This window comes from Sorangium sp. So ce426 (genome assembly GCF_051475585.1).
Lineage (GTDB): Bacteria > Myxococcota_A > Polyangia > Polyangiales > Polyangiaceae > Sorangium > Sorangium cellulosum_B.
The window spans coordinates 373,689-400,283 of the sequence record NZ_CP150341.1; the positions used below are offsets into that span (position 1 = coordinate 373,689).

Genomic DNA, 26,595 nt, shown 5'->3' on the forward strand with positions numbered 1-26,595 from the left:
GTAATCTCGCCGCGTGACGCGGCTAGTCAGCATCGATGGTGTCATCCACCGGCCGGAGGAGGCCAGGGTCTCGGTCTACGACCGCGGCTTCCTCTACGGCGATAGTGTCTTCGAGACCATCCGCACCTACGGCGGCGAGCCGTTCGCTCTGGAAGAGCACCTCGCCCGCCTGGAGCGCTCGGCCGAGCGGATCGCGATCGCTCTGCCGATCCCGCGCGACGAGCTCGGCCGCGAGGTCGTCGCGCTGCTCCGGGCAGCGACGGCGGCCGGGAGCGCCGGGGCCACGGCGGGCGCTCAGGGCTCGGCGTCCGCCGCGGGCTCGGCCGCGCCGCTCGAGAGCACCATCCGCGTGATGCTGACGCGCGGCAGCGGCCCGCTCGGGCTCGATCCCTCGCACGCGGGCGCGCCCCTCCGCGTCATCCTCGTCGAGCCGCTGAAGCCGCTGCCGGGCGGGCTCTACCGCGGGGGGATCGCGGTCGTCACGATCCGCACCCAGCGGGCCGGCGACGCGGCGCCCGGCGCCAAGGTCTCGAACTACCTCGAGAGCCTGCTCGCCCTGCGCGAGGCGCGGGCCGCGGGGGCGCACGAGGCGCTGATCCTCGACCCGTCAGGTCATGTCGTGGAGGGCACGACGTCCAACGTCTTCCTTGTCGAGCGGCGGCCCGCGGCGCACGAGGGCGCGGAGGACCCGGGGCACCTGCTGATCACGCCGCCCAAGGAGGCGGGGATCCTCGTCGGCATCACCCGGGCCCACGTGATGCACGTCGCGGGCGAGCTCGGCATGCCGGTGTGCTGCGAGCCGGTCACGATGGCCCGGCTCCTCGCCGCCGAGGAGGTGTTCATCACCTCGAGCCTCCGAGAGATCGTCCCGGTCGTTCGCGTGGACGCCCACACGATCGGCGCGGGTGTCCCCGGCCCGAAGACCCGGGCGCTGCACGCGGCTTTCCGCAGGAGGGTGGGTGCTGGTGCGATGCCCCTCCCGTGGGAGACGGCCTGAGCCCGCTGCGCCCCGGCTCGACAGCGTCGAGATCTTGCGATCCATGACGTGTCGCTCGGAGCGCGCGTCCAAGGAGCTGGCCGGCACGTTCCCTGCGCGGGTCGGATGGGGCTCGCACTTCGCCCGCCGTACACTCTGCCCGAGAGGAACCCATGATGAATCGCTCGCTTCGAATCGCCTGCTTCCTGGTGTGCTCCGTGTCCGCTGCAGCGACGGCCGGGTGTGCCCTGAGCATCGACGACAACTCCATCACCGCCGAGACCCTCGTGCGTTACGAGGGCACCAAGGAGCGCGCTCGGGTCGAGTACCTACCGACCCAGAGCGTCCGCATCGTGAGCGAGAACGGGGACGTCGAGGTCGTCACCGGGGGCGTGAGCGAGGTCGAGGTCACCTTCTCCCCGTTCACGATGCGCAAGAAGGACGAGCGGGAGGTCGCGGTGGAGGAGATCGAGAACGACCTCAAGCTCGCCGCGATCACCGACGGTGATGTCGTGATCTCGACGCGGCGCGTCTCGGGCGGGTGGGGAGGGCTGGGCGCCGACATCCAGGTCATCCTGCCCGCCGCGTTCGACGGCGGGCTCCGCGTCGAGCAGGACAACGGCGGCGTCGAGATCAACCTGGACGGCGCCCCGTCCCGCGGCACCACCGTGGTGAGCGACAACGGCAGCATCGACGTTGTCGGCGCGCGCGGCGCGATCGACGTGTCCACCGACAACGGCCATGTCTTCGTCGACCTCGACGCGTGGAGCAGCTCCGATGGCGCGATCAGCTCCGGCAACGGCGCGATCGAGCTCTCGGTGCCGGCCGGGGTGGACGGGACGATGACCGCGCACACGCTCCACGGCGACGTCGTGGAGCAGGGCATCCCCTCGACGTGGGCCACCGCCGGCGAGGGCAGCGCGACGTCGTACACGATGGGGGACGGCGACGGCGGCCTGCTCGAGCTGTTCACCGAGAACGGCGACATCACCATCGCGGTGAAGTAGCCCCGCCTGGACAAAAGCCGAGAGGCGAGCGCCGGGTCGCCCCGGGCTCGCCTCCTGGTCCTTGGGTCACCGGCTTCGCGTCGCCGGCGCGCCGGCGAGGCCGGCGCTCCCGATCAGCCGCCGGTCGACGGCTGGGCCTCGGGGCTGGAGCCCTCGGCGGGCTCCTCGCCGCCCGTCGCGGCGTCCCTCGCGGGCGGGACGGCGCCGGCCGGGACCGGGATCCGCAGCTGCCCGCCGCCCTGCTGCGCCAGCACGCCGAGCGCCTTCTGGAAGAAGGCCGCCAGGAAGGGGATCTCCCGCGGCGGGGAGGTGATCAGCCCGGCGTCCTTGATGGCGCGCGCGACGGCGAGGGCGGTGGTGGCCGCCGCGTCGCCCTTGCGCGCCCGCAGCGACACGGCGCTGCTCCGCATCCGCGTCGCCAGCTGCCCGCGCACCTCGGGCGAGAAGAAGCGGTCGGTCGCGAGGTCGATCTCCTCCCGCAGGGCCGTGTTCACCAGCCCGGGATCGCGCATCCCGGCGGCCCCGAGCCGCTGGCCGACCTTCTGCAGGAGCTCGTCGAGCGCCGGCCGCGAGGGCAGCCAGTGCCGGAACTCGGGCTCGTCGTGCAGCGCGGCGGAGCCAGCGATCTGCGCGGTCACCTGCTCGTCCGTCAGGCTCTCTTCGAGGTCCGCCACCGGGTGCCTCGGCTCGGCGTCCGGCGCGGGCTCGATGAGATCGCGACACCCCTCGAACCCGAGCGGCACGACCTGCCCCGACACCGCGTTCTGCCGCTTCGCGGCCGCGATCCGGTGGCGCGCCCACTCCAGGGAGACCGGCACGGGCGCCGTGCCCAGGTTCTCGTACGCGCGCACGCGGCCCTCCTTGATCTGCGAGCCGCTGAGCCACCCCGCGCCGGCGTGCAGCACGCCGACCGAGTCGCGCACGATCACCTCGGCGATCCGGTAGCGGCCGCTCGTGTCGCGGCTCGTGATCGCGATGGCCTCGGTCCCGCTCGAGTCGGGCGGGATGAGCGTCGCCTCGACCACCTCGGCGCGCTCCTCCGCGAGCCGCACAACGCGCGGGCGCGTCGGGATCGCCGCCCCGCGCGACTTGAGCACGTTGAGCGCGCGCCGCGCCGCCTTGCGCGCCGCGCCGGAGGCGTCCTCCGACTCGGCGGCCGCCGCGATCGCCTCCGCGTTGGACGCGCCGAGCCAGGCGTCGACGAGCGCCGGCGCGGCGTCGCCCGCCGCCTTCAGCGCCTCGAGCGCCCGATCCCAGCCCGCCGCGAGCACCTCGGCGTCGAAGTCGACCTTCGCCGCCCCGGCGCCCGGGCTGCCTTCCGGGCGGGCGCCGCCCTCGGCCTTGCTCTTCGCCGTGGCCGCGGCCTGCTGGGCCTTCGCGGTGCGCGCGCCGAGCGCCTCGCGCGCCGTGAGCGCCGGCTTGTCCGCTGTCGCGACCGGCTTCGCCTTGGCGGCCGGCAGCGCGAAGAGGAGGTGCGCCGGCTTGGCCGGGCCCTGCGGCTGCCGGGCGCTCTTGCCCGTCACGACCGTCGCTGTCGCGCCCTGGCCGACAACGGTCACCATCCGGTCGCTCTGCTGCTGCTTCGCCGCGGCGGGCGCTCGTCCTTCGGCGCCCCCGGGGCCCTGCGGCCGCCCGCCTTCTGCTCCCGGCCGCGCCGAGAAGCCGCGGTCGGGCCTGGGCCCGCGCTCGGGGCGCGGCCCGCGGTCGGGCCTGGGTCCACGGTCGGACCTGGGCCCACCGGGCCTGGGCCCGCGGTCGGACCAGGGGCGGTCGGGGCGCGGCCCGCGGTCGGGCCTCGCGCCCTGCTCCGCGCCTGCTACCTGCGCCGCTCCAGGGCCCTGCTCGGGCCTGGGTCCACGGTCGGGCCTGGGCCCGCGGTCGGGGCGGGGCCCGCGGTCGGGCCTCGGTCCACGGTCAGGGCGCGGGCCGCGATCGGGCCTGGGCCCGCGGTCGGGCCTCGGCCCGCCGGAGGCCGCGGCGGGCCGCTCGGGCCTGGGCGCGCGGTAGTCGCGCACCACCCGCGGCGCGGCGGCCGGCGGCGGCGCGGCGTCCTCGGTCGTCGGCGGCGCGTCCGCGAGCGCCGGCCGCTTGCGGGGCGCGATGACGTCCAGCAGCGAGCCCTGCGGTTCCTTTGCGGCGGCCTTCGACGAGGGACGCGGCGCCTCGCCTGCGGCCTGCGCCGGCGCGCCCTCGGCGGGCTCGTCGGTCCGCTTCACGCCGCTCGCGCCGCTCGCGCCGACGGACGTGCTCGCCGAGCGGACGACCCTCCGCGCGCGCGGCTTGTCTCCGCTCTCTGCATCGGAGGCGCCCTCGCGCGCAGATTCGGACACTGCGCTGGCGGTCCGCTCCGTGCTCTCGCTCTCGTTCTTTGTGCTCATGTCGAGGCTCCCGGGGACATAGTGGAGATGGGGACCGCGGCCGCGGCTCCCCGATTATCGCGAAAGATGGGCAACAGCTTCGATCTCGACGGCGGCGCCCTTGGGCAGCGCCGCCACCTGCACCGTCGCCCGTGCGGGCAGCACGCCGCCGACGGCTGCTCCGTACACCTGGTTGACGATGGTGAAATCCGCGAGGTCCGTCAGGTAGATCGTGGTCTTCACCACGTCGCTCCAGCTCGCGCCGGCCGCGGACAGCACCTCGGTCAGGTTCTTGATCACCCGGGCCGTCTGCTCCTCGATCCCCCCGGCGACGAGCTCGCCCGTCGCTGGATCGATCGGGATCTGGCCGCTGCAGAACACGAGATCTCCGGCCTTGACGGCCTGCGAGTAGGGGCCGATGGCGCGCGGGGCCCGATCGGATGTGATGGCGATTCTGGACATGTCGACCTCTGACGTTCGTGAGCGCTTCGGCGTGAAGAACGCCCGCCCGCCCCGGCCCTCGTTTTCGTTGGCTGGGGCCGATTCTCGCGTTTCCTGCTAGCCGAAGCTCTTCCGACCTTCGATGGCTCGCCCCAGCGTCACCTGGTCGGCGAACTCCAGATCTCCCCCGTGCGGCACGCCGCTGGCGATCCGCGTGACCTGGATCCCCATCGCGCCGAGCTCCCGCGCGAGCAGGAGCGCGGTCGCCTCTCCGTCGACGGAGGGCGGGGTGGCGACCAGCACCTCCCTCACCGGCTGCTCGGGATCGCGCACGCGCGCCCGGAGCGCCTCGAGCGGCAGCTCCTCGGCGCCGACCCCCTCGAGCGGCGAGAGGAGCCGGCCGAGCACGAAGTACCGCCCGCGCATCGCCCCGCTCCGCTCGATCGCCAGGAGGTCCTGGACGCGCGCGACGACGCACAGGAGCGCGCCGTCGCGCCGCGTATCCAGGCAGATGGCGCAGAGCGCCCGGCCGCCGTCGTCGAGCTCGGCGATGTGGCCGCACCGGATGCACGGCCTGATGTGATCGCAGAGCTCGACGAGCTCGCCCCCCAGGTCGCGCGCGGTGTCCTCGCCGGCGGTCACGAGGAAGAGGGCGAAGCGCTGCGCCGTCTTCTCGCCGACGCCCGGCAGGCGGGCGAGCAGCTGGGCGACCCGCGACAGCCGGCCGGGCAGGCCGCCCGGCGCGCTCCGGAAGCCGGCCGCGGGCGCGCCCCGGTCGCCGTTCGGGACCTTCGAGGAGCCGGGGAGCGACGACGGGGAACGCAACGCCGTCAAGTGTGCATGCCGGGGAGCTTGACGCCGCCGGTCACCTTGGTGATCTCGGTCTCGACGAGCTTGTCGGCCGCCTCGAGCGCCGAGTTCGATGCGGCCACGATGGCGTCGAGCGCCATCTCCAGGCCCTCGCTCGCGAGGAAGGCGGGGTCGACCTCGATCCGGCGCACCTTGCCCTCGCAGGAGACAACGACGGTGACCTTGTCGCCGGCGGCGGTCGCGCTCACCTCGCGGTCCTTCAGCTCGCCCTTCACCTGGTCGATCTTGCGCTGCATGCGCGCCGCCTGGCGAACCAGCTCGTTCATTCCGCCGCGAAATTGCATATTCAGATCGGCGTCTATGCCGTGAACCGCGCCGCGCCGCAACCGTGAAGGGGAGGGGGACGGGGACGAGGTGGGGCGCGGGACGCGCGGCCGTTCGACGCAGCGAGCGGCACCACGGGCATCGCCCTCCGGGGCCGCCCGCCGCGAGCGGGCTCCTCCGTCTCTTCGGGGGGCTCGTTGGCGCGCTCTCCAGGGGCTCCCTGGCGCGTGCGGTGGCGCGGTTCCGGTCGATTCAGGCCGGTTCCGCCCCTGGCGCGGGGCGGGGTGCATTTTGTGCGGCAATTCTGGCAAACTCTCCGGAATGCAGGGCGACTTCCGTACCGGCCACAGCCGCGGCGACGCGCCCGCGAGAAGGTGCTAGTCGAGCAGCGTATGAGCTACGTCGTCCTCGCGCGGAAATGGCGCCCGCAGTCCTTCGAGGATCTCGTCGGACAGGAGCACGTCTCCACGACGCTCGCCAACGCCATCGCGCGGGATCGCGTCGCCCACGCGTTCCTCTTCACGGGCGTCCGCGGGGTCGGCAAGACGACGAGCGCCCGCATCCTCGCGAAGGCGCTGAACTGCGTCCACGGGCCGACGGCGACGCCCTGCCAGACGTGCGCGCCGTGCGCCGAGATCACGGTCGGCGCGGACGTCGACGTCCAGGAGATCGACGGCGCGAGCTACAACGGCGTCGACGAGGTGCGCAAGCTCCAGGAGAGCCTGCCGTACCGGCCGGCGCGCGACCGGTTCAAGATCTTCATCGTGGACGAGGTCCACATGCTCTCGAACGCGGCGTGGAACGCGTTCTTGAAGACGCTCGAGGAGCCGCCGCCGCACGTGAAGTTCATCTTCGCGACGACGGAGGTGCACAAGGTCCCGGTCACCATCCTGAGCCGGTGCCAGCGCTACGACTTCAAGCTCATCGGGGCGCAGGCGATCGCGGCGCGGCTCCGCTGGGTGCTCGATCAGGAGAAGATCCCCGCCGACGACCCGGCGCTCAGCGCGCTCGCGCGGGAGGCGGCGGGGAGCATGCGCGACGCGATGAGCCTGCTCGACCAGGTGATCGCGTGGGTGGGGACGAGCGGCGATCGCATCACGGCCGAGGGGGTGGCGAAGGTGCTCGGCGTCGCCGACCGCGTGGTGCTGCACCGGCTGGCGGGCGCGCTCGTGGACGGCGACCCTGCGGCGTGCGTGCGCATCGTCGGCGAGCTCGCGCAGGAGGGGTACGATCTGCCCCACGTGGCCCGCGATTTCCTCGCGCACCTGCGCGATCTCGTGGTGGCCAAGGTCTGCGAGGACCCGGCGCCGCTCCTGGATCTCGCGGACGAGGAGGTCGCCGACACGCGCGCGCTCGCGGCGCGGGCGGACGCGGACGATCTCACGCGGCTGCACCAGGGCTTCTCGCGCGCGTTCGACGACATCGCCCGGAGCGGCCAGCCGCGCGCCTCGTTCGAGATGGCGCTCGTCCGGCTCGCGCGGAGGCCGCCGCTCCTGCCGATCGACGAGCTGCTGCGCCGCCTCGGCGATCTCGAGCGGCGCCTGAACGGCGGAGGCGGCGGGGGTGGCGGTGGCGGCGCGCCGGAGCGCGGGCCGCAGCGGCCCGGCGCGCCGTCCGGCGGAGCGGCTGCGCCCCGGCGCGGGGCGGCATCGGCCGAGGCTGCGCCCGAGGACGCGCACGCCTCCGGCGCGGCGGCTGCCGGCGCGGCGAGGGCGAACGACGCGGCGGCGTTCCATGGCGCGCCGGCGGCGAGCGGCGTGGCGAGAGCGAACGGCGCGGCCGCCACCGGCGCGCCGGCGAACGGCGTCGCCTTCGCGAGCGGCGCGGCGGGCGCGGGCGGGGCTGGGAGACCGACTGGCGCGGCGGCGAACGGCGCGGCGGCGAACGGCGCGGCGCGAGCGAACGGCGCGGCGGCCGTCTATGGCGCGCCGGGCGGGATCGGGGTGGCGAGAGCGCACGGCGGCATGGCGGCGACCGGCGGTGTCGCGGCGAGCGGCGCGTCGGCTGCCAACGTCGTCCCCTTCGTGAACGGCGCGCCGGGCGTGCACGGCGCCGCGACCAGCTTCGCGAGCGGCGGCGCCGCGCCGGCCTTCGCGAAGGCGCCGCCGTACGCGAGCGGCGCGGTCGCGCCCGCGTACCGCGCCGACAGCGCTCCGCCACCGTCGCCGCGCGGCGCGCTGTACTCCGTTCCGCAGAGCGCGCCGCAGTTCGTGGCGCCCGGCTCGGCGCCGAGGTCGAGCGCGCCGCCCTCGGCGCAGGGCCCGGCGCCAGCGTCGAGCGCGCCGCCCTCGGCGCAGAGCCCGGCGCCGGCGTCGAGCGCGCCGCCGCCGCCGGCGATGAGCGCCGAGGACCTCGCCACCTGGCGCGCGGTGATCGCCGCGGTCAGGGTGCAGCGGCCAGCGCTCGCCTCCGTCCTCGAGCACGCGGCGGTGCTGGAGCTCACGCCGACCCGCGTCGCGCTCGGCTACGAGGCGAACTCGTTCCTGTCCGGCCAGGCCACCGAGCCGGCGTCCCGCGACCTGCTCGCCCGCGTCCTCGGCGCCCACTTCGGCGCCCCCGCCGAGCTTGTCTTCGAGACGATCACCCGCGGCAGCGCCGGCCCGTCGCTCGCCCAGGTCGAGACCGCCGAGCGCAAGGCCCGCATCGAGGCCGCCAAGCGCGCCGTGGCCGACCACCCGCTCGTCACGGCCGCGATCGAGCTGCTCGGCGCGGAGCTCAAGGACGTGCGGCTCGCTCAGGAGTTCGCGGAGGGGTGAGGGCCCCGCGCCGCCGCGCCATGCGCCCTGGCGCGCCGGGCATGGCCGTGGGCTGACGGCGGGGCGGCCTCAGCCTCCGCTTCGCAGCCAGCTGCGGAACGCCTTGACCGCCTCGTGTTGATCCGGCCAGCGCACGAAGCGCGCGAGCGCGGCGAGATCCAGATCCGGAATGAGCTCGCTGGCCGCGATGGGCTCGTACTGCTCGCCTCGCAACGCATGGATGTGGAACGCGTCGCGCTCCCAGAACCAGACCTCGCGGACGCCGAGCCCGCTGTACACAGGCAGCTTGTCGAGCCCGCCGCTCGTCAACACCACCTCGATCGCGATATCTGGGAATTCCTTCAGCGTGCCGCCGACGCAATAGCACTCGTCGGGCTCGAGGCCGCGTGACTTGGCCTCGCGCCGGAACGTCGTCGAGCCGTAGCCATAGAGAGGCACGTCCCGCTCCAGCGCGAAGAGCTCGATGAGGCGGGCGATGGTCGTCTTCGCCACTTCGTGTTCGGTTGACGGGCTCATCAGCTCCAGCGTTCCCTCGCAGAAGGTCATCCGCAGGCCAGGGGTGTCGAGCTCGTCCCGCAGCCTCACGTAGGTCTGCCAGGGAACGCCGTGGATCACGAACCGCTGCTCCCCCGCAGGAGCGGTCGAGGACGGAAGCGGCATGTGCGCGGCGGCTACCATGGGCTCGCGCGCAGGATAGCACGCTCGATGAGCCGCGCGCGGCTCGCCAGGAGCTCGGCTCGCTCCTCCACCGTGCCGGGGCCGACGTCGATCACCTCGAAGCCCGCAGCGCGGTAGAGCGCGCCGAGCCGCTGGTTGATCCGCTCCGCCTCGGCCGCGCGTGCCTCTCTGCTCTTGCCCCAGCGCGGCTCCTGGAGCTCCGGCATCACGGCGAACAGGAACACCAGCGCATAACGCTCGAACGCGGGCTCGCCTTCCGGCCAGGGGTACTCCGCCTCTCCGCTCGTGCGCAGGTAGTACTCGACGGGATCGAGGTACCCGCGCTCCAGCCAGTCTCCTTCCCGCGCGGCCGCCTCGATCGTCTTCTGGGCCTCCAGCACGAGCGCGGCGAACTCTCGCTTTCGGCACATCGGACAGAGGTGCTCCGGCGCATCGATCGGGTGAAACGGCGCGTCCGGCGCGTGGCCGTGGGTGCGCGCGCCGAGCTCGTCGAGCACGCGCCGGTGCGCCTCGCCGTGCACGCGGTAGCCCAGCGTGGACGCGAGGTGACGGAGCGTCGTTGTCTTGCCGCACGAATAGGCCCCTGTCGCCACGAAGAGAGGTTTGTTCATCACCAGCCCACCTACCGCCGCGCCCACCACACCGAGCCTGCGCCGCGCTCGATCGCCCGCCCGGCGCGGGACATGAAGTGAGCGACGGCCTCCAGGACGCCCGGGTGATCCTCGTTGTGGTCATGGCCGGCCAGGACGGCGCCCGGCTTGAGCCTGGGCCACCACGCCTCGAGATCGGCGAGCACGGCCGCGCGATCGTGCGATCCGTCGAGGAACACGAGATCCAGGCTGGCGTCGGCGAAGCGCGCCGCCGCGTCGGTGGACGCCATCCGGAGCACGTCTGGCTGGATCCCGAGCGCCGCCATGTTCGCCCTGAACGCGCCGGGCACGTCCTCCGCGGCGAGCATGGCGCGATAGCTGTCGGCGTACTTGTCGCTCGATCCTGCCCAGGTGTCGACGCAATGGAGCGCGACCCCGTTCCTCGCGGCGAGCCGCCCGACGTACGCCGTGGAGAGCCCTTTCCACGAGCCCACCTCGACCATCGCGCCGCCCCGGAGGGGGCGCACGAGCGCCCGGTAGGCGAGGCCGTCCTCCTCGGAGAACCAGCCCTGGATGGGCGCGACCCGGGTCACCGGGAACAGCGCGAGCAGCGCGGCTCGCTTCTGCGCCGGATCGCGGTACTCGTACTGCCTGTCGCACAGCTTGACGAAGCGGCGGGCGTCGTGCGCGACGAACAGAGGCCGCTCGATCACGGCGAATTTCTTGAGCGACGTGGACCGCTCGGGCTCCCGCTCCCCTCTCCGGATCTCGTCTTCGGTCGTCGCGAAGATCACGTCTTCGTGCCGGATCGGCCGCCCTTGATCCGGGCCGTCGGTCCAGGCCCTCTCGCCCGGGTATCCGGCGCGGTCGGTGCCGTGCTCGAGGAGGCGAGCCAGCTTGTCCGCCTCGCTCGCGCGGAACAGGAGAGGGGGAGGAGCGCCGCGCTCTTCGAGCTCGTCCAGGGCCTCCTCGAGGAAGAGCAGGTTCCGGCCGATGTAAGGCAGGGGAGCGATGAGCGGTGTCATGACGTGGCCAGCGAGGCGCGCATCGAGGGGGGAGGGCCGAGGACGCCGTCCCAGGGTTGCCAGGTCGAGGCGAGCCTCGCATTGGGGTGGAAGATGAGCTCGTGGACGATGCCCGGGCCCGAGCGCTTCGTCTCTTCGAGCTGGGCGAGGTCGGCCTCCTCGAAGACGACATCCATGTCCTCGAAGCGGAACACCTCGACATAGTAGTAATACCCCACGATCTGCCGCTCGAACGAGAACCGCGCGTCGGCGCTCAGCGCGTCGAGGAGCGGCTCCAGGCGCACGCGGGCGCGATCGCTGTATCTGACGACGTGGTTCTCGACCACCGCGGCGGGGTCGGTCTTCATCAGCTGCCGGAAGATCACGTTGTCGACGCCGAGCGACCGGGCGAAGCGCAGGTAATCGACGATGGGCTCGACCGCGTCGATCTGCCCGTCGAGGAGCACGCACGAGAGGCGCACCCGGGTGCCGCCCGCCGTCGCCGCCGCCACGACGCTGCGCAGCTCGTCGGCGCGGAGGCCGTCCTTCATCACCATCAGCCGTGCGTTCCTTTCGTGATCGGGGTGGGCGCGGCTGATGTTGAGGTGCTGGATACCGGTGTCGACGATCCAGTCGATCACCCGCTTTCCTTCTCGCTGCTGGAGCAGCCCCGAGCCGTTCGTGGTGAGCGTCCGCTTGCGGCCCCGGTGGGCCTGTCCGAGCGCGAGGATGCGGGGCAATCGCGGATCGTGGCTCGGCTCCCCGCCGGTCACCGAGATCGTCGGATCGAGCGGCCGGAGCGCTTCCAGGGACGCCGCCATGGCATCGAAATAGCGCCCGTCGTCGTCCTCGACGGTCTTCTGCACCGACAGGCTGCGCCCGCGCGACGCGGGCCTGAGCTCCTCGACGCAGAAGTGGCATTTCGCATTGCAGGGCTGACGGCTGTAGATGGAGAAGTTCGCGTTGCGATAGACCTCGATCGGCTGGCCCCAGAGGTCGAAGCGCACGGTGTCGCCTGCGGTGCTGTTGCCCTTGAGATCGAAGGCGCGGCTCTTCAGGCGGCGCCATTCCTCGCGGAAGGGGCGGGCGCTCACGGCAGCCTCCTCATCGCGTCGGAGCGCGCCACGAGGTCGGGGCCGAAGGCGCTGCCGTCCGGGTTGAGCATCGTGAAATGGGTCCCGACGAGGAAAGGCTCGTCCCAGTCGTCGCGCTTCTGCGCGAAGCCATAGCGCTGGAGGTGGAACACGTTGGCGAGCTCGAGGAGCCCCGCGTCGCGCACCGCCTCGACGACCCACGCGTCGCCGTCGGGCTCGGTCTTGCGCAGCCGGACGTTCAGGACGAGCTGGCGATCGCCGCCGAGCGCGGAGAGCCGCTCGCGCAGGGCGCACGCGAGGGCGAGCAGGCCGCTGTCGTGCTCGAGGAGGTGGTGGTTCACCGAGAGCTTGATCGTGGCGGGCTCGCCGAGCCTCTGGAGCCAGGCGTCGAGGCCGGCTGGATCGCGCGGGATCTCGACGCCGTTGGTCACGACGACGACGCGCGCGCAGCGGGGCTCGGCGCGGGCGAGGCGGACCATCTCGTCGAAGTGCGGGTGGATCGTGGGCTCGCCGCCCTCGAGCTGCACCTCGAAGGGGCCCTCGGCCGGGAAGCTCGCGCGGTAGCGGTCGAGGGCGAGGAAGGTCTGCCCCCGGGGCGACGAGCAGGTGCAGCACCACGGGCAGGAGCGGTTGCAGTGGTTCGAGGTGGCCACGTAGAGCCGGTGCGGCCGCTCCGCCGTGGGGCGGTCGAGCGGCAGCGTGCCCGTGAGCGTGGCGTTCTGGGGGCGCGTCGCGGTCGGCATGGAGCCTCCTGCGAGCAGGATACGGCGGGGTGGGGAGGGGATGAAGGGGATCCGCGGAAGCGGATCACGGCGATGGGGTCATCGCGCCCAATCCGAAATGCGAGGCGTAGCCGAGGGCGATCGGGCCGCGGACGGGCTCGGCGAAGGTGAGGCGCAGGCCGAGGCTCGTGGCGGCGGGAGGGCGTTGTTCGGGCTTGAGCACGCGCGCGTTGCGGAAGTGGCGCCAGCGCGTCGCGAGCCGCTCCTCCGGCAGCGGCGCTCCTTCTTCAGGCCCGGCGAGGCGGATCTCCCCAGGGTGACGGCGCTGCCACACATCCCAGAAGTCGCTTGCCGCGCGGTAATCGCCCCCGTCGAGCTCGACCTCGATCCGCTCGGCCGGCGGCAGCCCACGCGATGCAAGCTCTGCCTGGACCTGGCCTTCGAGCGAGTTCGCGCCCTGTCGCTTGAGGTGTCTTGGGGGCACGAAAGGCAGCACGCTCTGCCATACCTTCGCTGTCCTCACGTAGGGCACTGCCTGTTCGAAGTCCTCTCTCAGGCCAATCTCCACGAGGGTGACGAGCGTGCAGACGTCCTTCCTGTAGATCTTCCGCACACAGGAGAGCGCTTCGCGCGCCCTCTCATCGAGCTCCATCGCCGCGTGCACGAGCACATGATCGATCTGGCCCTCGCTGTCCAGGGAGGCTGGCAAGAGCCAAGTGTGCCTGTGGCCCTTCAACCGCGCCTCGTGCGCGTCTTTGCCGGTCAGGCATGGCGAAGGTCCAAAACCGTCGCCGCGGTCTGATTTCCGGACGAGCGCCGCATGCAGCAGCTCCATGCAGAGCAGGGCGTCCGCGGGGTGTGGCAGGACGTCCCTCCGGGCAGTGTCGGAGGAAAGCGCGAGGAGCGCGGTATCCTGCCGCTGGAAACGCCGGCGAGCAGCTCGCGTCGGTCGTGTCGACACCTTCGCGAGCGCGTCACCTTCGCGCCAGTACGATAGCCAGCGGCTGCCCGGCGGCTGACTCCACCCATCGCGCTGGAGATCACCGGAAGCCTTGAGGAGCGCAGCGAGGAGGTCTGCCGGATAGAGCGCCTCGAGCCTCGCGGCCTCCTTGGATGCCGCGCTCTTCTTTGGCGCTCTCGCACCCCGGCGCGCCGGCTCCTCCTCCGCGCCGCCGCCCCCGCGCACGCGCTCTCTCCGAAACGCCGCATACTCCGCGACACTCAGCGGTGCGAGCAGCGCAATGCGTTCATACCCCGGGCCAGGAGCGCACTCCGAGGCGCGGCACGGCGACAGATGCTCCGGCAAGGCCTCCGTGACCTCCGCGGCCACCCAGGACTCGGCGCGGCCCAGGTAGCTCAACCGGTCCGCGAGCGCCTCGAAGAGCGCTCGCTCCGCGGCCGTCGGCTCCACGTCCCAGGTGATCCCGAGGACCGCCTCTTCGCCGCGCCCCACGAACGCGAACGCGTCGAGCACCTTCGCGGTCACGTTCTTGTAGAGAGGCATGTAATGGCGCGTATGGCCCGTCGACGCCGGCGGCAGGTGGTAGACGGGCGGCGACGCTGCGAGCCGCTCGATCAGCGTCTGGGCCTCCGGCGGGACCGTGGTCCAGCCAAGCCGGGCGAAGCCGGTCGCGAGGAACGCACGGCAGAGCCGCCATGGGCTCGGCGGCCACTCGATGTCCCCCTCGTTGACATGCCGGCCCCAGGGGGTGGCATGGTACGAGCCGGACAGGAATCGAATCGCTAGCCGCAGCATCACGAAGAGAAGGTGACAGGGGTCGGCGCGCCGGAGCCTGCGAACAGGTCCTTGCACGCCGCGATGGCAGAAGGCAGCTCCGCTCGCAGCTCGGCCACGGACGGCATCGTGAACCCTGCCGGTCGCTCCACGCGCAGCGGCGACGCCGGCGCGAGGTCGCACGCGGTGCGCAGGCGCAGGTCGCCCTCCAGCAGCGCCGCGATCTTGAAGAGGGCGAGCAGCACGAGCATCCGATCGGCCGCGGCGCCGAGGCCGTAGCCGCGGATCTGGTGCAGATCGAGGCTGAAGAACGCGGTGATCCGCTTCGCGGTGTACTCGTCGCGGGCGAACGGCACATTGCCGAAGCCTTCCCGCGCCTCGCCGCTCGGGTTCACCGCGTCGTTCTTGACGCCCCCCGACGCCGCGACCCGCACGCCCTCCGCCTCGATGAACGACGAGAGCGCGCGCTCGATGCGCAGCCGCCCGCCCACGAGCTCCGTCTTTGCCAGGAAGAGGCCGTGAATCAGCGAGCTCGCATCGTACCGCAGCACGATGGCCGCGAGCTTCCGGCGATCGATCGGCCCCTCCGCGAGCGCCGCGGTCTCGTCCTTCAGCCGATTGAAGAACGACTTGTCCTTGCTCTCCAGGATGTAGGGCGCGTTCAGCCGGTGGGCTTCCGTGACCGAGCTCGTGAGGTAGCTCTTGTCCGGCTTCTGGACGCGCACGTACGACAGGCCCTTGAGCTCGGGGATCAAGTCCTGCGCTGCCTTGTCCCAGCACACCGTTTCAAGCCGGTTGGCCATGCTCTGCGGGCTCTCGACGAGCAACCGCTGGCCGCCCTCGTAGGGATCTTCGAAGAGGCTCGCCCCCAGGTCCGGGAAGCCGGTCGGCTGGAAACGAACGCCCTGCACGGGCCGCAGCTCCTGCTCGAGCAGCAGGCGAGAGGGGTACGGGGCGCGTTCGGGAAGCAGGACGTTGAGATCGAGGGGCATGATCACTCCGAGGTCGTGGACGTCGCGGGCGAGGGCGTGGACGGCGCGTCGTCGACGGCCGAACGGGCTGGCTTGCAGACAGCATCGACGAGCTCCGCGAGATCTCCGGGCGCCACGGGAATCGCGAGCGCTGCGGCGAGCCGCCGTGCCAGCTCCGGGGCGCCCACGAGGAGGCGCAGCCTGGGGCGCGCGCCGGCCGCCGTCAGGGTTCGTATCGCTGCGGTCCCCGCCTCGTGCAGGCGGCCGGCGAGGAGCAGGCGCAGCGGCGCGGGGTCGAGGCGCGGCGCGAGCGGAGGCAGGCTGCCATCCTGGCCGCGGCGGCCAGCCGCACGGGACGGGTGCACCGCGGCGGGCGTGTACGCGAGCCGGAAGAGCGCGTACAGCGCCGGCGGGCGCGCGGCGCGAGGCGGTCGCGGCGGCCGTGGCGCGCGCCACCACTCGATCGCCATCAGGGCGCGCGCCAGACCGGCGACGCGCGCCTCGTCGACCGCGCCGCCCAGGAAGAGCGCGACGTCGTCGAGGTGCGCATAGGCGCGGCCACGCAGGGGAAAGACGCGCGCCCCATGCAGCGCGGCCTCGATCATGCGCCGCTGCGCCACGGCCGCGAGATCGTCGGTGAGGTCGCGACCGGTCCACACGACGCGCGGATCGCGCGCGAGCCCGTCGGCCCCGAAGGCGAGGCGACGGAAGCCGGAGCGCGGATCCAGCGGCAGGCAGTGCGCGCGGATCGGGCCGAGCTCCTCCGCGCCCGTGCGATCCGCAGGGCCCGTCTGCGAGGCGATCGCGGCGGCGAGCCGGAGCTCGGCGGAGCCGTCGTTCGCCGCTTGCAACCACTCCGGCGACAGCGGCGGGATCGGCCCCAGCCACGCCATGGCTGCCGCGGCCTTCGGTCGAGCGACGATCGCCGCCTCCGCCTCGGCCAGGCCGAGCAACAACCGCTGCCAGCGCTCCGCCGACCCCTGGCGGCACACGGCGAGCATCGCCGCCTCCACGCGCCGGAGCGCGCGACCGAGCGAGGCGGGCGCTCCGTCGCCCTGGCTCGCGCTGCGCAGCCCCTCGACCCACGCATCGATCTCGTCGAGCCGTTGCGACCGCTCGGGTGCTCCGGCGCGATCGCCCGACTCGACCGCCCAGCGGCCGAGCGGCACCGCGAGGTTCGCCTGCCCGTTGCGCTCGATGTAGCCGAACCGGACGAACTCGCGGACGCCGCGGGCGACGCCCAGGCCGGCGACCGCGCGCGCGGCGTCGATGGCGTGTGTCGCCTGCCGCTTCTCGGAGCTCGCGACGAGCCGGCCTTCGGCAAACAGCGCGCGCACCTCGGTCAGCGTCGCTGCGCCCCCCCAGAGCGGCATCCACTGCTCGCCGCGCTGGTTCCCCTCGTCGACGGCGCACGCGCTGGCGTAGCCGCCGGCCCGCGCGCGCACGGCGAACGGGGCGGCCGCCTGCACGAGGTTGCCGCTCTCGAGCCTGCGCACCGCCGCGATGGGCAGGAGCAGCGCGCCCTCGAGAAGCAGGACGAAATCCCACGGGTTCACGAGGGACTCGCCCATGTAGCCCGACGCCTGGTTCGGTCCGCCGGCGTTCCCTGGCACGAACTGCCCGACGGCGCGCCGCTCGAGCCCGGGCGCGGGCTCGCCGAAGAGCGCTGCGGCGAGCAGCGGATGCGCCCCGGGGCGCGCCTCGCCGGTCGCCGGCTCGAACAGCTCGACGAGGCGCTGCATGCGGTTGTTGGTGAAGTCGAGCCGGCCGTCGTTGCCGCCCGTGCCGAGCAGCGCGGGGTACTTCGCGGCGTCGCCCGTCAAGACCACCGCGGCGTCGAGCCACGCGAGCATGGGCTCGGGCCACGCGCGACGGCACGCGCGGATCATCTCGAGCTTCTCTTCGCCTTTCGGGCTCTCGGAACGCGCGGCCGCGAGGGCGCGCCCCGCGGCGATGGCCTCGCGGTAGAGCGCGAAACGGTCTGACGGCGACGACGAGAGGGGCTCGATGCCGTCCTTCGTGTCCTTCGGATAGAAGCCGCTGCCGCCGTTCCACGGGGCGATGATCGGCGATGGGGCGTACGCCTCCAGGAAGAAGCGCGTCAGGCCATCGCGATCGAGCGATGTGACGAGCTCGAACCGCCCGTTGTCCCAGCGGGCCCGCGCGCGCGGATCCGCCTGGCCGGCGACGGCGCGGAGGACGCCGAGCGCCTTGAGGTATCCGGCGATCGGCTCGGGCGTGCACCCGGCGAGGTGGTGCAGGTGCAGGCTCATGAGGTCGCCTCGACCGAGGCGCGCACATCGGCGGCGCGGAGCAGCGCCTCCAGGTAGGCGAGCGTGAAGGGGCCCCACGCCTCGAGCAGGCCTGCGACGCGCTCGCTCCACGACACGCCGTAGCGCGCCCCGACGCCGAGCGCGGCGAGCTCGAGGGACAGCGTGAGCGACGGCACCTGGGCGTCGCCCTCCGCGGCGGCGAGCTCGAAGGGGTCGAGCGCGTCGCCGTCGCGTACGCCGTGGATGTCGCCGTGACCCATCTTCTGGTCGAGCGGCGTGCTCGTCCACGCGGTGCGGACCTTGCCGTGGTGCGCGCAAACGAGGAAGGCGACGAGGTCGAGCTCTTCGGCGGAGAGGCCGGCGAGCTCGCGCGCGAGCGGTTGGCGCTCGTCGATCGTGGCCTCTGGCGGAGTCGCCGAGGGGGGCTCGCCCAGCGCGGCGAGGAGCTCCGCGCAGCCTCCGAGCAGCGCGGCGTGCTGCGGGTTCGCGCGGCGGAGCAGCGAGAACAGGGCGAGGACGCTGGCGAGCTCGTGCCGGAAGCCAGGCCGCGTCGGGTAGCCCTTCCCGGTCCACGCCCCGCCCGGCGCCTTGGCGAGATCGCGGCGGAGGCCCATTTCACCGGCCTCCGCGCGCGCGTCTTGCCGGATGGCGTCCTGGAACACCGCGTGCGCCTTGCCCGCGTCGTGCCAGCGCGCGGCGAGATCCAGGAGATCCGCGAGCCGCGCCGGCAACCGGAGCGCCGTCGCGATGCGGCGCAGCTCCGCGGCCGTCTCGCGGCCGTGCGTGGCGATGCTCTTCCACGCCGCCTGCGAGAGGCTGTCGTCCTCCGCGGCCTCGGCGCTCTGATCGAGCCGCAGCGCCGCGCTCTCGGCCGGCTCCGCCGGTGGAACCACGGGCACGACGCCGGCGCTCGCCTTGGGGTTCCAGCCGAGATCCTCCGTGTACCCGCCTGCGGACGAGGGGAGCAGGAGCGTGCTCCCCGGCGGGATGCGATCGACCTCGTCGACCCTGCGGTAGGTGCCGAGCACGTAATCGAGCGTGAAGACAGGGCGCCCGCCGCGATCGGCGCGCACGAAATCGCGCAGATCGCGGACCGGGACGGGGCAGAGCTCGGCGCGGTGCACCCGGCCGACGAGCTCGCGGGGGACGCTCTTGCTCCCCGGGTCGACAGGTCTCCAGAAGACGCGGACGTCGCGGTCTTCCCCGCTCCGGATGTACCGGCCTATGTCCAGATCGCTGCCGGTCAGGTCGGGCGTCGTGTCGAACAGCTCGTCGACGTCGCGGCGGCGCAGGACGTGGGCCGGCGCGTAGCGGTAGAGCCGGCCGAGCAGATCCGGGGCGCACGCCTGCTCGAAGGCATCGACGGCGCGCGGCGAGGCGTCGCCCGCGCTCCGGGCGAGCGTCGCGGCGGCCTCGGCTGCGGCGTCGAGCTCGGCCTCCGCATAGGGCGCCGTGGTCTTCGTCTTGCCGAGCACCACGACGGCGCCGGACTCCCCTTCATAGCGGGCGCAGCGCCCGAACCGCTGGACCAGGCTCGACCAGGGCGCGAGGTCCGTGATCAGCAGGCGCGCCGAGATATCGACGCCCGCCTCCACGACCTGCGTGGCGACGATGATGCGCCCCTCCGCGGGGAGCGCGTCGGGGCGGCTCGCGGCGCGGCTCAGGAAGTCGCGGCTCCACTGCGCCCGTTCGGCGCCGCGGAAGCGGCTGTGCACGAGCTTGAGCTCCGGCGCACCAGGCCTCCGGACACGCGCCTTCCCTTTGCGCTCGTGACATCGATCGTCGAGCGCCTGGAAGATGTCGACGGCGCGCTGGACCTGGTTGACCACGATCAGCGAGAGCGTGCCTGGCCGGTGCTTTTCCAGCGCAAGCTTGGCGACGTCGGCCTCCGTGGCGGGGTCGCGAAGCTCGATCGACTTGCTCACCTCCCACAGCCCTCCTTGGCGCTCCGCCTCCGGGATGCGCACGGCCTGTTCGTCGAGGGAGGCGACCTGTCCTCTGAAGTCGACGGTCTCGAGCCACCGGGGCTGGAGCGTGGCGCTCATCCACCATGCCTGGGTGGGCCGAAGCCGCTGTCGCTCGGTCGCGTCGTGGTCGCGGAAGGCGGCGAGCTGCGCGCTCGTGGCGAGCCCGACGTCCATGAGCTGGATCTCGTCGAGGACCCAGAGCGCGTCCTGGCTCACGAGGCCAAACGGCATGGGCCACCGCGCGCGGCCCGCGCCGTAGCCGCGGTTCATGGCGCGCGAGAGCAGCATGTCCTGCGTTCCGAGCAGGATGGCCGGCTGCTCCGGAGCGAGCTCCCAGCGCTGGGCTTCGACGCCGCCCATGAGGACATGCACGGCGATGGACAGCCCCGACCGCTCGAGCCATGCCTTGATGGCAGTCTCGGTCTGCTCGACGAGCGTGCGCATCGGGAAGCAGAAGACGAGGCGCGTGGGCCAGCCGAGGTCCTCGCGGAGCACGCGATGGTAGAGCCAGGGAAGCACCACGCCCGCCGTCTTGCCGAAGCCGGTCGGGATGCGGAGGAGCCGGTGTCCGCACTGGGTCGCCTCGCCGAGCGCGCGCTGCCAGCCGTGCGGTGAGAAGCCGGCGACGGTCTGGAACCAGGCGGCGTAGGGCGGCGGAGGCATCACGTGGGGACGTTCCGGGTGCCGGGCGCGCGGGGAGGCGCCTCCTGTCGGCCAGAGCAGCTTCGCAGAAGAGCGAGGTCAGGGGAAGCGTGAGAGCGACGCTGGCGGCTCATCCGCGCTGTTTTGAGCGCTCGATCGTCGCTTGCAGGATCTGCAGCGCCAGCAGGTCCTTGGGACGTCCAGCTTTCTTTTTGACTTCGACCAGCTTCTCCAGGGTGAGAACACGGATGGAGAGCCGCGGTGTCTCCAGCGTGAGCGTCTGGTCGAGGAGCCACTCGTAGGTGGTCTCGTCGTCGTGCATGCTCAGCGTTCCCAGCAGATCCAAGGGACCGAATTTCGTGCTCAAAGGCTTCACGCCGAAAGTGGTCAGGTGCGACTCGGTGGGAACGATGTGTCGGCCGGCGAAATCGCGGAAGCGGGCCTCGAGCGCGGACAGTGCGTCCAGCAACCGGCGGATGTTCAGGGCGTCGCGCGAGTACAGGATGTCGAGGTCCTTCGTGTTCCAGTCTGCGCCTTGCAGGCTCGCGGCCACGCCGCCGATGACGATGAACTCGACCTCATGAGCCTCGAGGATCTCGAGGATGCGACCGAACGGGACACCCGCGTACGACTCGATCATCTCAAGCCTTTCCCTCGGCGTCATGTCCAGGACCCAGTCGATCAGGGTCAGATCGACGCCCTCCTCGTTGCACGTGGGAACGGCCAGCGCTGCGTTCTCTTCGGCGGCCAGTCGTTCCTCCAGCTCTGCATAGATCGCGTCCGAGGCGGCGAGCGCTTCGTCCACATCAGCGATGTCTCCCTGGATGAGGCAGGCAGGGCTTTGCTCGATGCGCCGGCCGGTCCATCGCCCGGTGGCCACGACGACTCCGTCCCGCAGGACGTCCACGCGATGGCCATCGACGAGAGCGGTATACCCGGTGCCCGGCATGACGGCGCGAGCATACCGCGGCAGGGCCGCCAGGTCATCCCCGTCGAGCGGCCGGCCCGCCGAGCGGCGGGATCTGCGGCTGCTACCGTGCCGGTTCTACAACGCGCCCTCCGCGCTGGGGGCCGAGGAGGCACACGCGTTTACACTTACGGTTTGTCGCTCAAAATTATCACTATTTTAAGTTTTTCTCGGTTCTTGACCCCTCCGGCGGCACCGGCGTCTCATGACCTCGCAAGGAGGCGCCATGGCGGTGGAGCGAGCGCACGAGTCTGTTGCCGAGGAGCCGGTCGACCCGCTGATCCGGGCGAAGCCGCTCCCGCGGAGGTTGCCTGTCGCGGGGGCGCCGCCGGAGCTGGTGCCGGCGCGGATGATCAACGAGGTGCTGTATTGCGAGCGCCTGCTCTACCTGGAGTGGGCGCAGGGCGAGTTCGAGGACAACGTCTTCACGGTGGAGGGCCGGAGCGTTCACCGGCGCGCGGACGTCGCGGGCGGCGAGCTGCCGCCGCGGCCGTCCGGCGCGGCGCCCGGCTCCCTCGAGGAGCCGGCCGCGGCGGCGCCGCCGGCGTCGCCCGCGCCGGCGCAGAGACGGCGCACTTCGGCGAAGCGGGCCGATGTGGACGACGAGGCGGAGGAGCCTGCGCCGTACGAGGCGCGCAGCGTCTGGCTGTCGTCGGAGCGGCTCGGCATCACGGCGAAGATCGATGTCGTGGAGGGCGACGCGTCGGGGCGCCTGGTCCCCATCGAATACAAGCGCGGCCGCGCGCCGGACGTGCCCGGCGGGGCCTACCTGCCGGAGCGCGCGCAGCTCTGCGCCCACGTGCTGCTCCTGCGCGAGCACGGGTACACGTGCGACGAGGCGGCCATCTACTTCGCGGCGTCGCGCCGGCGGGTCTCGATCGCGATCGACGAGGCGCTCATCGCCACGACGCACGCGGCCGCTGCCCGCGCGCGGGAAGTTACCGCGGCCGCGGCCATTCCTCCGCCGCTCGTCGACAGCCCGAAGTGCAACGGCTGCTCGCTCGTGGGGATCTGCTTGCCCGACGAAACCAACCTCTTGCGGCGTCTCGACGGGGAGGATCTCGACGCGGCGGTGGAGGCGGAGAGAGGGCGCCCGCCCGTCGAGGCCGACGGGTCGGAGGAGCTGGAAGGCCCGCTGGACGTGGACCCGTGGGGGCTCGCCGGCGCGACGGGCGCGGCAGGCGCGGAGGCGAGGTCCGAGGACGCGGACGAGCAGGCCGGGGCGGAGCTCAGGCGCCTCCACCCGGCGCGGGACGACAAGCTCCCCGTGTACGTGCAGGAGCAGGGGGCGCGCATCGGGCTCGCGGGGGAGCGGCTGGTGATCACCAGCCGCGCCGGCGGGCACACGGAGGCGCGGCTCTCGAACACGTCGCAGGTCGCGCTGCTCGGCAACGTGCAGATCTCGACGCAGGCGATGCGGGCGCTGCTGGAGCGGGGGATACCGCTCTGCTTCATGACGTACGGCGGCTACTACCTGGGTCGCGCGACGGGGCTCGAGTCGAGGAACGTGGAGCTCCGGGTCGCGCAGCACCGGGCGGCGGCGGACGAGGCGTTCTGCCTGTCGTTCGCGCGCGGCGTCGTGGTGTCGAAGATCAGGAACGCGAGGACGATGCTCCGGCGCAACCACGCGGCGCCCGACGCGGCGGTGCTGTCGGAGCTCGACCAGCTCGCGCGCAAGGCCGCGGGGGCGCCGTCGTTGCCGTCGCTGCTCGGGATCGAGGGGACGGCGGCCCGGGTGTATTTCGGGGCGTTCGCCGGCATGTTGAAGGGCGCGGGCGAGGCGAGGGGCGAGTTCGACCTGGAGGGGAGGAACCGGCGGCCGCCGCGCGATCCGGTGAACGCGCTCTTGTCGCTGGCCTACGCGCTGCTCGCGAAGGATCTCGCGACGACGCTGGGCACGGTCGGGCTGGATCCGCTGCTCGGCTTCTATCACCAGCCGCGCTTCGGCCGGTCGGCGCTGGCGCTGGATCTGATGGAGGAGTTCCGGCCGATCGTGGCGGACTCGGTGGTCGTGGCGGCGATCAACAACGGGGTCGTGGCGCCGGACGATTTCCAGCGCTTCGGCGGCGCGGTGGCGCTGCGGCCCGCGGGGCGCAAGAAGTTCCTCCAGGCCTACGAGCGGCGGATGGACCAGCTGGTGACGCACCCGGTATTCGGATACCGGATCAGCTACCGCAGGGTGCTTGAGGTGCAGGCGCGGCTGCTCGCGCGGGTGCTGCTCGGCGAGGTGGAGGCGTACCCGCCGTTCCGGACGAGGTGAAGGCGTCGTTCCGGACGAGGTGAGTGAAGGCACGGCGCGGGAGAGCGCGGGCCGAGGGAGCGAGGGAGAGAGCGAGCGAAGGAGGCCGGCGTGAGGCAGAGCTACATCGTGAGTTACGACGTCTGCGATCCGAAGCGGCTGCGCAAGATCTTCAAGGCGATGCGGGGGTACGGCGACTGGCTGCAGCTCTCGGTGTGGCAGTGCGAGCTGAGCCGGAGGGAGCTCGTGGAGCTGCGGCGCGATCTCGGGCAGATCATCGATCCGAGGGTGGACCAGGTGCTGATCATCGACATCGGTCCGGCGAACGGGCGCGGGCTGAGCGCCATCGCGTCGCTCGGGAGGGCGTACGTCCCGTCGGAGCGGGTGGCCGTGGTGGTGTGAGGCGCTGCGCCGGCGGGGGAGGGGGATGGTCGAGCCTGCGGCGTGCGGCCTGCGGCGCTCGCGGGGGGCGACCCGACCGGTGCGGGAGATACGGGCTGATCTATCGGCCGGGAGTGCCGCCATGCTGGCGGGAGGATCGTCGAGGTGAAGGTCCTGAGGAGGGGAGCCGGGGGCGAGCGGTCTTCAACGAGCCGCCGGGTCCGCGAGCCATGCGGCGAGGGCATCCGCGGCGAGCTCCAGCCGGACATCGTCGAGGCGGGAGAGGCCGAGGCGGTCGAAGCGTTCGGCCAGCACGGGGCGTTCGGCCTCGGACAGCGTCCGCCCGAGCTTCTTCTCGAACTGCGTAGCCAGCGCCTGGATCTGCCCCTCCTTGAGCCCCTCCTTGAGCCCTTCCTGGAGCGCCTCCCTTCGCGCCTCGTCGCGGATCGATTGCTGGAGCTGCTCGAACCACTGCTGAACTTCCGTCACGATCTCCTCCTCTTCCGCATCTTCTGCCGTGCGTGCCGCGGGCTCGGCCGGGGTCTCGAAACGCAAGCGTACCAGCCAGGGCAGGGCGATGCTCCTCTCCCAGGCGTCCTTGGGCAGGGCGGCGACCTCCCGGATGGCGTCGCGGAGCACGGCGCGGGCGCCGAGCAGGCGCAGCAGCAGCGTGCCGCGGGTGCGCGGCAGCTCGGCGATGGCGACGATGTCGACCCGCCATCCCGGCGCGGCCCGGTAGAGGCCGGGGCACCCCGGCACCGGGGCGAAGCCGAACGCGTCGAGCACGGTGGCGGGCCGGCCGCTGCTGAGGACGCGCAGCCGCGGGAAGGGGACGGCGCCGCCCTCGCGGCGCTCGAGCTCGTGGTGCCAGTGGAGCTGCTTGCGAACGCAGCCGCGCAGCTCGGCGGGGCCGGGGGTGTCGTGGAAGAGCTCGAACTGGCAGGCCTCTGCCGCGAGCTCGCCGAGCAGGCCGAGCTCGGCGCGCAACGCGGCGCGGGCGGGATCGGGCACGTACCAGATATCCATCGTCTGGGAAGCCGTGATGACCTCGACCTGGGTCTCGGTGGGGCCGACGACATCGAGGGTGTCGCGCAGGACGTTCTTGCCGAAGGCGTCGAATCTGCTGCGCATCGGTGCGGGGCGAGGATGGGATTCGTCGGACGTGTCAGCAAGCCAATTTTCGCGTGGGGCATGCTGATTTTGTGAAGCGAGGGAGAGATGCGTCGCGTATTGGGGAGGAGCAGGAGCAGCGGGTTTACGTGTGCTGCGTCGATGTCGTGTTCCAATCGCGTTGCGCGCGCGGCGCTGCGCGTCTGGCGCTGGGCATCACGTGCCCCGCGTCCGGGCACGCGCGAATCGATGGATGGAGGGGGGAAGGGCGCGCGACAGGGGAGAGGCCGCGTGCGCGGTGGGTCAGCGCCGCGCCGTTCAGCGCGCCTTGCGCTCTTGCACTTTGCCTTCGCGACGGGGGCGCCGGTGAGGAACGCGCCGGCCTCGGCCTGCGACTCGGCGACGTCGCTGTCGCGGTCGTCGTCGTCGGTCTCCTCGTCGTCGGCGTCGCCGGGGGCGGCGGCCCTGGAGGAGCTGGCGCGGCGGAAGCCGAGCTCGCGGAGGAGCCTTCGGTCCTCGCCTGACACGCCGCTGCTGCCGGCGGCGCTTCGTGCCGTGGCAGAGCGAGAGCGGCGTTGCGTCGATGGATCCTGCTGGCGCCCCACGTCGAGAGGGTCGACGACCGCGTGAGGTCCCGTCGAACGGCCCCGCCGGGAAGCTCGAAGCCGTCCCGGCGCCCCCGGCCGGGGCGGTCGGCACGCTGTGAACCCGTCCGGGTGATCCGGCACGTCCAGGCGGGAGATGGTTGGACCCATCTCCCGCCTGGACGTGCCTCCAGGAAAAGACGAGTGGGATCCATCTCCCGGTGGACGTGCCTCCAGGAAAAGACGAGTGGGATCCATCTCTCGCCCGGACGTGCCTCCAGGAAAGACGAGCGGAACCGTCTCCGCGGTGGACGTGCCTCCACAAAAGATGGGGGGCACCCATCTCCGCGGTGCGGGTACGAGCGCGCTCGCCCGGGGGACTGGGACGGTCTGGGAACGCGGGCGAGCTCGGTCGCGCAGGCCGCCTCGGGGAGAAGGATGACCTGTCCGGCGCAGCGACCGACCGCCGGCGCCACGGTTACCGCGGTCCTGGCGCCGGAACACGCCGGCCCGCAGGACGCACGCGCCGCGCAGGCGTCGGCGGGGCGGCGGGGGGCTCCCCCTGTATCGTGACAGCTGCAGGAGGAAGGAGAAAGAAGGAGCGCCGGTCCCGTGCGCGTGCGCCGTTTCGTGAGGAACGGATCCGGCGTGGGGGAATCACGGTGAGCGACGGCGGCGGATGGTGGGGAAGATGGCGGCGGTGGGTCGAGCGCGGTCGGGGCACCGTCGAGGGCCCGAGCCATCGGAGCTCCACGTCGCGACGCCGATCGACGGTGGGTGAGCGGACGAGGCCGGGCTGGAGAGACACCGCTACGCGCGACGACGGAAGGGCTGAGCACGGCGAGGCGGGGGTGTGGTAGAAGGGAGGCGACGGGCCCGCTGCGAGCGGTGGAGTGACGCCAAAATCCCGGGAGGCGCTCGCAACGCCGGTAGGTGTTTGAAATGACGATGGTTTTCGAGAGGGAGG

At 72.6% G+C, this 26,595-nt stretch carries 20 protein-coding genes; 5 read left to right on the forward strand and 15 right to left on the reverse strand.

Annotated elements, in window-relative coordinates; translation table 11 throughout:
• Nucleotides 1-13: 13 nt before the first annotated feature.
• Together WMF44_RS01415 and WMF44_RS01420 are read left to right on the forward strand one after the other, a co-directional pair.
• Nucleotides 14-997, forward strand: a complete 984-nt coding sequence (locus tag WMF44_RS01415) for an aminotransferase class IV (protein ID WP_437297326.1) — start codon at nt 14-16, stop codon at nt 995-997.
• A 152-nt stretch (nt 998-1,149) separates the two neighbouring features.
• Nucleotides 1,150-1,983 (forward strand): hypothetical protein, encoded by an 834-nt coding sequence (locus WMF44_RS01420; protein WP_437297327.1) that lies wholly within the window; start codon nt 1,150-1,152, stop codon nt 1,981-1,983.
• A 113-nt stretch (nt 1,984-2,096) separates the two neighbouring features.
• Here WMF44_RS01420 and WMF44_RS01425 read toward each other — a convergent pair whose 3' ends face one another.
• From WMF44_RS01425 to WMF44_RS01440, 4 genes are all read right to left on the reverse strand, one after another.
• A complete protein-coding gene (locus tag WMF44_RS01425) occupies nt 2,097-4,361 on the reverse strand; it encodes a hypothetical protein (RefSeq protein WP_437297328.1) in 2,265 nt (754 codons plus the stop codon).
• Nucleotides 4,362-4,415: 54 nt separating this feature from the next.
• Nucleotides 4,416-4,802, reverse strand: a complete 387-nt coding sequence (locus tag WMF44_RS01430) for a RidA family protein (RefSeq protein ID WP_012232891.1) — start codon at nt 4,800-4,802, stop codon at nt 4,416-4,418.
• A 96-nt stretch (nt 4,803-4,898) separates the two neighbouring features.
• Complete coding sequence (recR, locus tag WMF44_RS01435) at nt 4,899-5,513, reverse strand: recombination mediator RecR (RefSeq protein ID WP_044967626.1); 615 nt, start codon at nt 5,511-5,513, stop codon at nt 4,899-4,901.
• Nucleotides 5,514-5,611: 98 nt separating this feature from the next.
• The gene (locus WMF44_RS01440) at nt 5,612-5,935 is read right to left on the reverse strand and encodes a YbaB/EbfC family nucleoid-associated protein (RefSeq protein ID WP_437301517.1); all 324 of its coding nucleotides are present in this window, start codon (nt 5,933-5,935) and stop codon (nt 5,612-5,614) included.
• 372 nt (nt 5,936-6,307) lie between these two features.
• On the opposite strand from WMF44_RS01440, the gene dnaX reads away from it, so the two are divergent.
• A complete protein-coding gene (gene dnaX / locus WMF44_RS01445) occupies nt 6,308-8,671 on the forward strand; it encodes a DNA polymerase III subunit gamma/tau (RefSeq protein ID WP_437297329.1) in 2,364 nt (787 codons plus the stop codon).
• A 69-nt stretch (nt 8,672-8,740) separates the two neighbouring features.
• On the opposite strand, the gene WMF44_RS01450 is transcribed toward dnaX, so the two are convergent.
• The 10 genes from WMF44_RS01450 to WMF44_RS01495 all read right to left on the reverse strand — a co-directional run bounded on the left by WMF44_RS01450 (nt 8,741) and on the right by WMF44_RS01495 (nt 21,296).
• Complete coding sequence (locus WMF44_RS01450) at nt 8,741-9,349, reverse strand: Uma2 family endonuclease (RefSeq protein WP_437297330.1); 609 nt, start codon at nt 9,347-9,349, stop codon at nt 8,741-8,743.
• Nucleotides 9,343-9,960 (reverse strand): ATP/GTP-binding protein, encoded by a 618-nt coding sequence (locus tag WMF44_RS01455; RefSeq protein WP_437297331.1) that lies wholly within the window; start codon nt 9,958-9,960, stop codon nt 9,343-9,345. Before WMF44_RS01455 ends, WMF44_RS01450 begins: the two co-directional genes overlap by 7 nt.
• A gap of 11 nt (nt 9,961-9,971) precedes the next feature.
• The gene (locus tag WMF44_RS01460; protein ID WP_437297332.1) at nt 9,972-10,964 is read right to left on the reverse strand and encodes a class I SAM-dependent methyltransferase; all 993 of its coding nucleotides are present in this window, start codon (nt 10,962-10,964) and stop codon (nt 9,972-9,974) included.
• The gene (locus WMF44_RS01465) at nt 10,961-12,037 is read right to left on the reverse strand and encodes a radical SAM protein (protein WP_437297333.1); all 1,077 of its coding nucleotides are present in this window, start codon (nt 12,035-12,037) and stop codon (nt 10,961-10,963) included. Before WMF44_RS01465 ends, WMF44_RS01460 begins: the two co-directional genes overlap by 4 nt.
• Nucleotides 12,034-12,780: a radical SAM protein gene (locus tag WMF44_RS01470; protein ID WP_437297334.1), complete on the reverse strand. Its 747-nt coding sequence runs from the start codon at nt 12,778-12,780 to the stop codon at nt 12,034-12,036. Before WMF44_RS01470 ends, WMF44_RS01465 begins: the two co-directional genes overlap by 4 nt.
• Nucleotides 12,781-12,844: 64 nt before the next feature.
• Nucleotides 12,845-14,515 carry a type I-G CRISPR-associated protein Csb2 gene (csb2, locus tag WMF44_RS01475; protein WP_437297335.1) on the reverse strand — a complete coding sequence of 557 codons (1,671 nt, stop codon included), beginning with the start codon at nt 14,513-14,515 and terminating at the stop codon, nt 12,845-12,847.
• On the reverse strand, nt 14,515-15,486 hold the full coding sequence (gene cas7g / locus WMF44_RS01480) for a type I-G CRISPR-associated RAMP protein Csb1/Cas7g (protein ID WP_437297336.1): 972 nt from the start codon (nt 15,484-15,486) through the stop codon (nt 14,515-14,517). The genes csb2 and cas7g overlap by 1 nt, the downstream gene beginning before the upstream one ends.
• A 2-nt stretch (nt 15,487-15,488) precedes the next feature.
• Nucleotides 15,489-17,738, reverse strand: a complete 2,250-nt coding sequence (gene cas8g1 / locus WMF44_RS01485) for a type I-G CRISPR-associated protein Cas8g1/Csx17 (RefSeq protein ID WP_437297337.1) — start codon at nt 17,736-17,738, stop codon at nt 15,489-15,491.
• Nucleotides 17,735-20,368: a type I-G CRISPR-associated helicase/endonuclease Cas3g gene (cas3g, locus tag WMF44_RS01490; RefSeq protein ID WP_437297338.1), complete on the reverse strand. Its 2,634-nt coding sequence runs from the start codon at nt 20,366-20,368 to the stop codon at nt 17,735-17,737. The genes cas8g1 and cas3g overlap by 4 nt, the downstream gene beginning before the upstream one ends.
• A gap of 109 nt (nt 20,369-20,477) precedes the next feature.
• Nucleotides 20,478-21,296 (reverse strand): hypothetical protein, encoded by an 819-nt coding sequence (locus tag WMF44_RS01495; protein ID WP_437297339.1) that lies wholly within the window; start codon nt 21,294-21,296, stop codon nt 20,478-20,480.
• Between the two features lie 244 nt (nt 21,297-21,540).
• On the opposite strand from WMF44_RS01495, the gene cas1 reads away from it, so the two are divergent.
• Both cas1 and cas2 read left to right on the forward strand, forming a co-directional pair.
• Nucleotides 21,541-23,574 (forward strand): CRISPR-associated endonuclease Cas1, encoded by a 2,034-nt coding sequence (gene cas1 / locus WMF44_RS01500; protein WP_437297340.1) that lies wholly within the window; start codon nt 21,541-21,543, stop codon nt 23,572-23,574.
• 90 nt (nt 23,575-23,664) lie between these two features.
• Nucleotides 23,665-23,955, forward strand: a complete 291-nt coding sequence (gene cas2 / locus WMF44_RS01505) for a CRISPR-associated endonuclease Cas2 (protein WP_437297341.1) — start codon at nt 23,665-23,667, stop codon at nt 23,953-23,955.
• Nucleotides 23,956-24,138: 183 nt separating this feature from the next.
• Here cas2 and WMF44_RS01510 read toward each other — a convergent pair whose 3' ends face one another.
• Nucleotides 24,139-25,065 carry a hypothetical protein gene (locus tag WMF44_RS01510; RefSeq protein WP_437297342.1) on the reverse strand — a complete coding sequence of 309 codons (927 nt, stop codon included), beginning with the start codon at nt 25,063-25,065 and terminating at the stop codon, nt 24,139-24,141.
• Between the last annotated feature and the right edge of the window lie 1,530 nt (nt 25,066-26,595).

Excerpts from the sequence above, each read along its gene's own strand:
- WMF44_RS01420 (WP_437297327.1), top strand. The coding sequence starts at position 1,150 with ATGATGAATCGCTCGCTTCGAATCGCCTGCTTCCTGGTGTGCTCCGTG.
- WMF44_RS01425 (WP_437297328.1), bottom strand. The coding sequence starts at position 4,361 with ATGAGCACAAAGAACGAGAGCGAGAGCACGGAGCGGACCGCCAGCGCA.
- WMF44_RS01430 (WP_012232891.1), bottom strand. The coding sequence starts at position 4,802 with ATGTCCAGAATCGCCATCACATCCGATCGGGCCCCGCGCGCCATCGGC.
- WMF44_RS01440 (WP_437301517.1), bottom strand. The coding sequence starts at position 5,935 with ATGCAATTTCGCGGCGGAATGAACGAGCTGGTTCGCCAGGCGGCGCGC.
- dnaX (WP_437297329.1), top strand. The coding sequence starts at position 6,308 with ATGAGCTACGTCGTCCTCGCGCGGAAATGGCGCCCGCAGTCCTTCGAG.
- WMF44_RS01450 (WP_437297330.1), bottom strand. The coding sequence starts at position 9,349 with ATGGTAGCCGCCGCGCACATGCCGCTTCCGTCCTCGACCGCTCCTGCG.
- WMF44_RS01455 (WP_437297331.1), bottom strand. The coding sequence starts at position 9,960 with ATGAACAAACCTCTCTTCGTGGCGACAGGGGCCTATTCGTGCGGCAAG.
- WMF44_RS01460 (WP_437297332.1), bottom strand. The coding sequence starts at position 10,964 with ATGACACCGCTCATCGCTCCCCTGCCTTACATCGGCCGGAACCTGCTC.
- WMF44_RS01470 (WP_437297334.1), bottom strand. The coding sequence starts at position 12,780 with ATGCCGACCGCGACGCGCCCCCAGAACGCCACGCTCACGGGCACGCTG.
- csb2 (WP_437297335.1), bottom strand. The coding sequence starts at position 14,515 with ATGCTGCGGCTAGCGATTCGATTCCTGTCCGGCTCGTACCATGCCACC.
- cas7g (WP_437297336.1), bottom strand. The coding sequence starts at position 15,486 with ATGCCCCTCGATCTCAACGTCCTGCTTCCCGAACGCGCCCCGTACCCC.
- cas8g1 (WP_437297337.1), bottom strand. The coding sequence starts at position 17,738 with ATGAGCCTGCACCTGCACCACCTCGCCGGGTGCACGCCCGAGCCGATC.
- cas3g (WP_437297338.1), bottom strand. The coding sequence starts at position 20,368 with ATGCCTCCGCCGCCCTACGCCGCCTGGTTCCAGACCGTCGCCGGCTTC.
- WMF44_RS01495 (WP_437297339.1), bottom strand. The coding sequence starts at position 21,296 with ATGCCGGGCACCGGGTATACCGCTCTCGTCGATGGCCATCGCGTGGAC.
- cas1 (WP_437297340.1), top strand. The coding sequence starts at position 21,541 with ATGGCGGTGGAGCGAGCGCACGAGTCTGTTGCCGAGGAGCCGGTCGAC.
- WMF44_RS01510 (WP_437297342.1), bottom strand. The coding sequence starts at position 25,065 with ATGCGCAGCAGATTCGACGCCTTCGGCAAGAACGTCCTGCGCGACACC.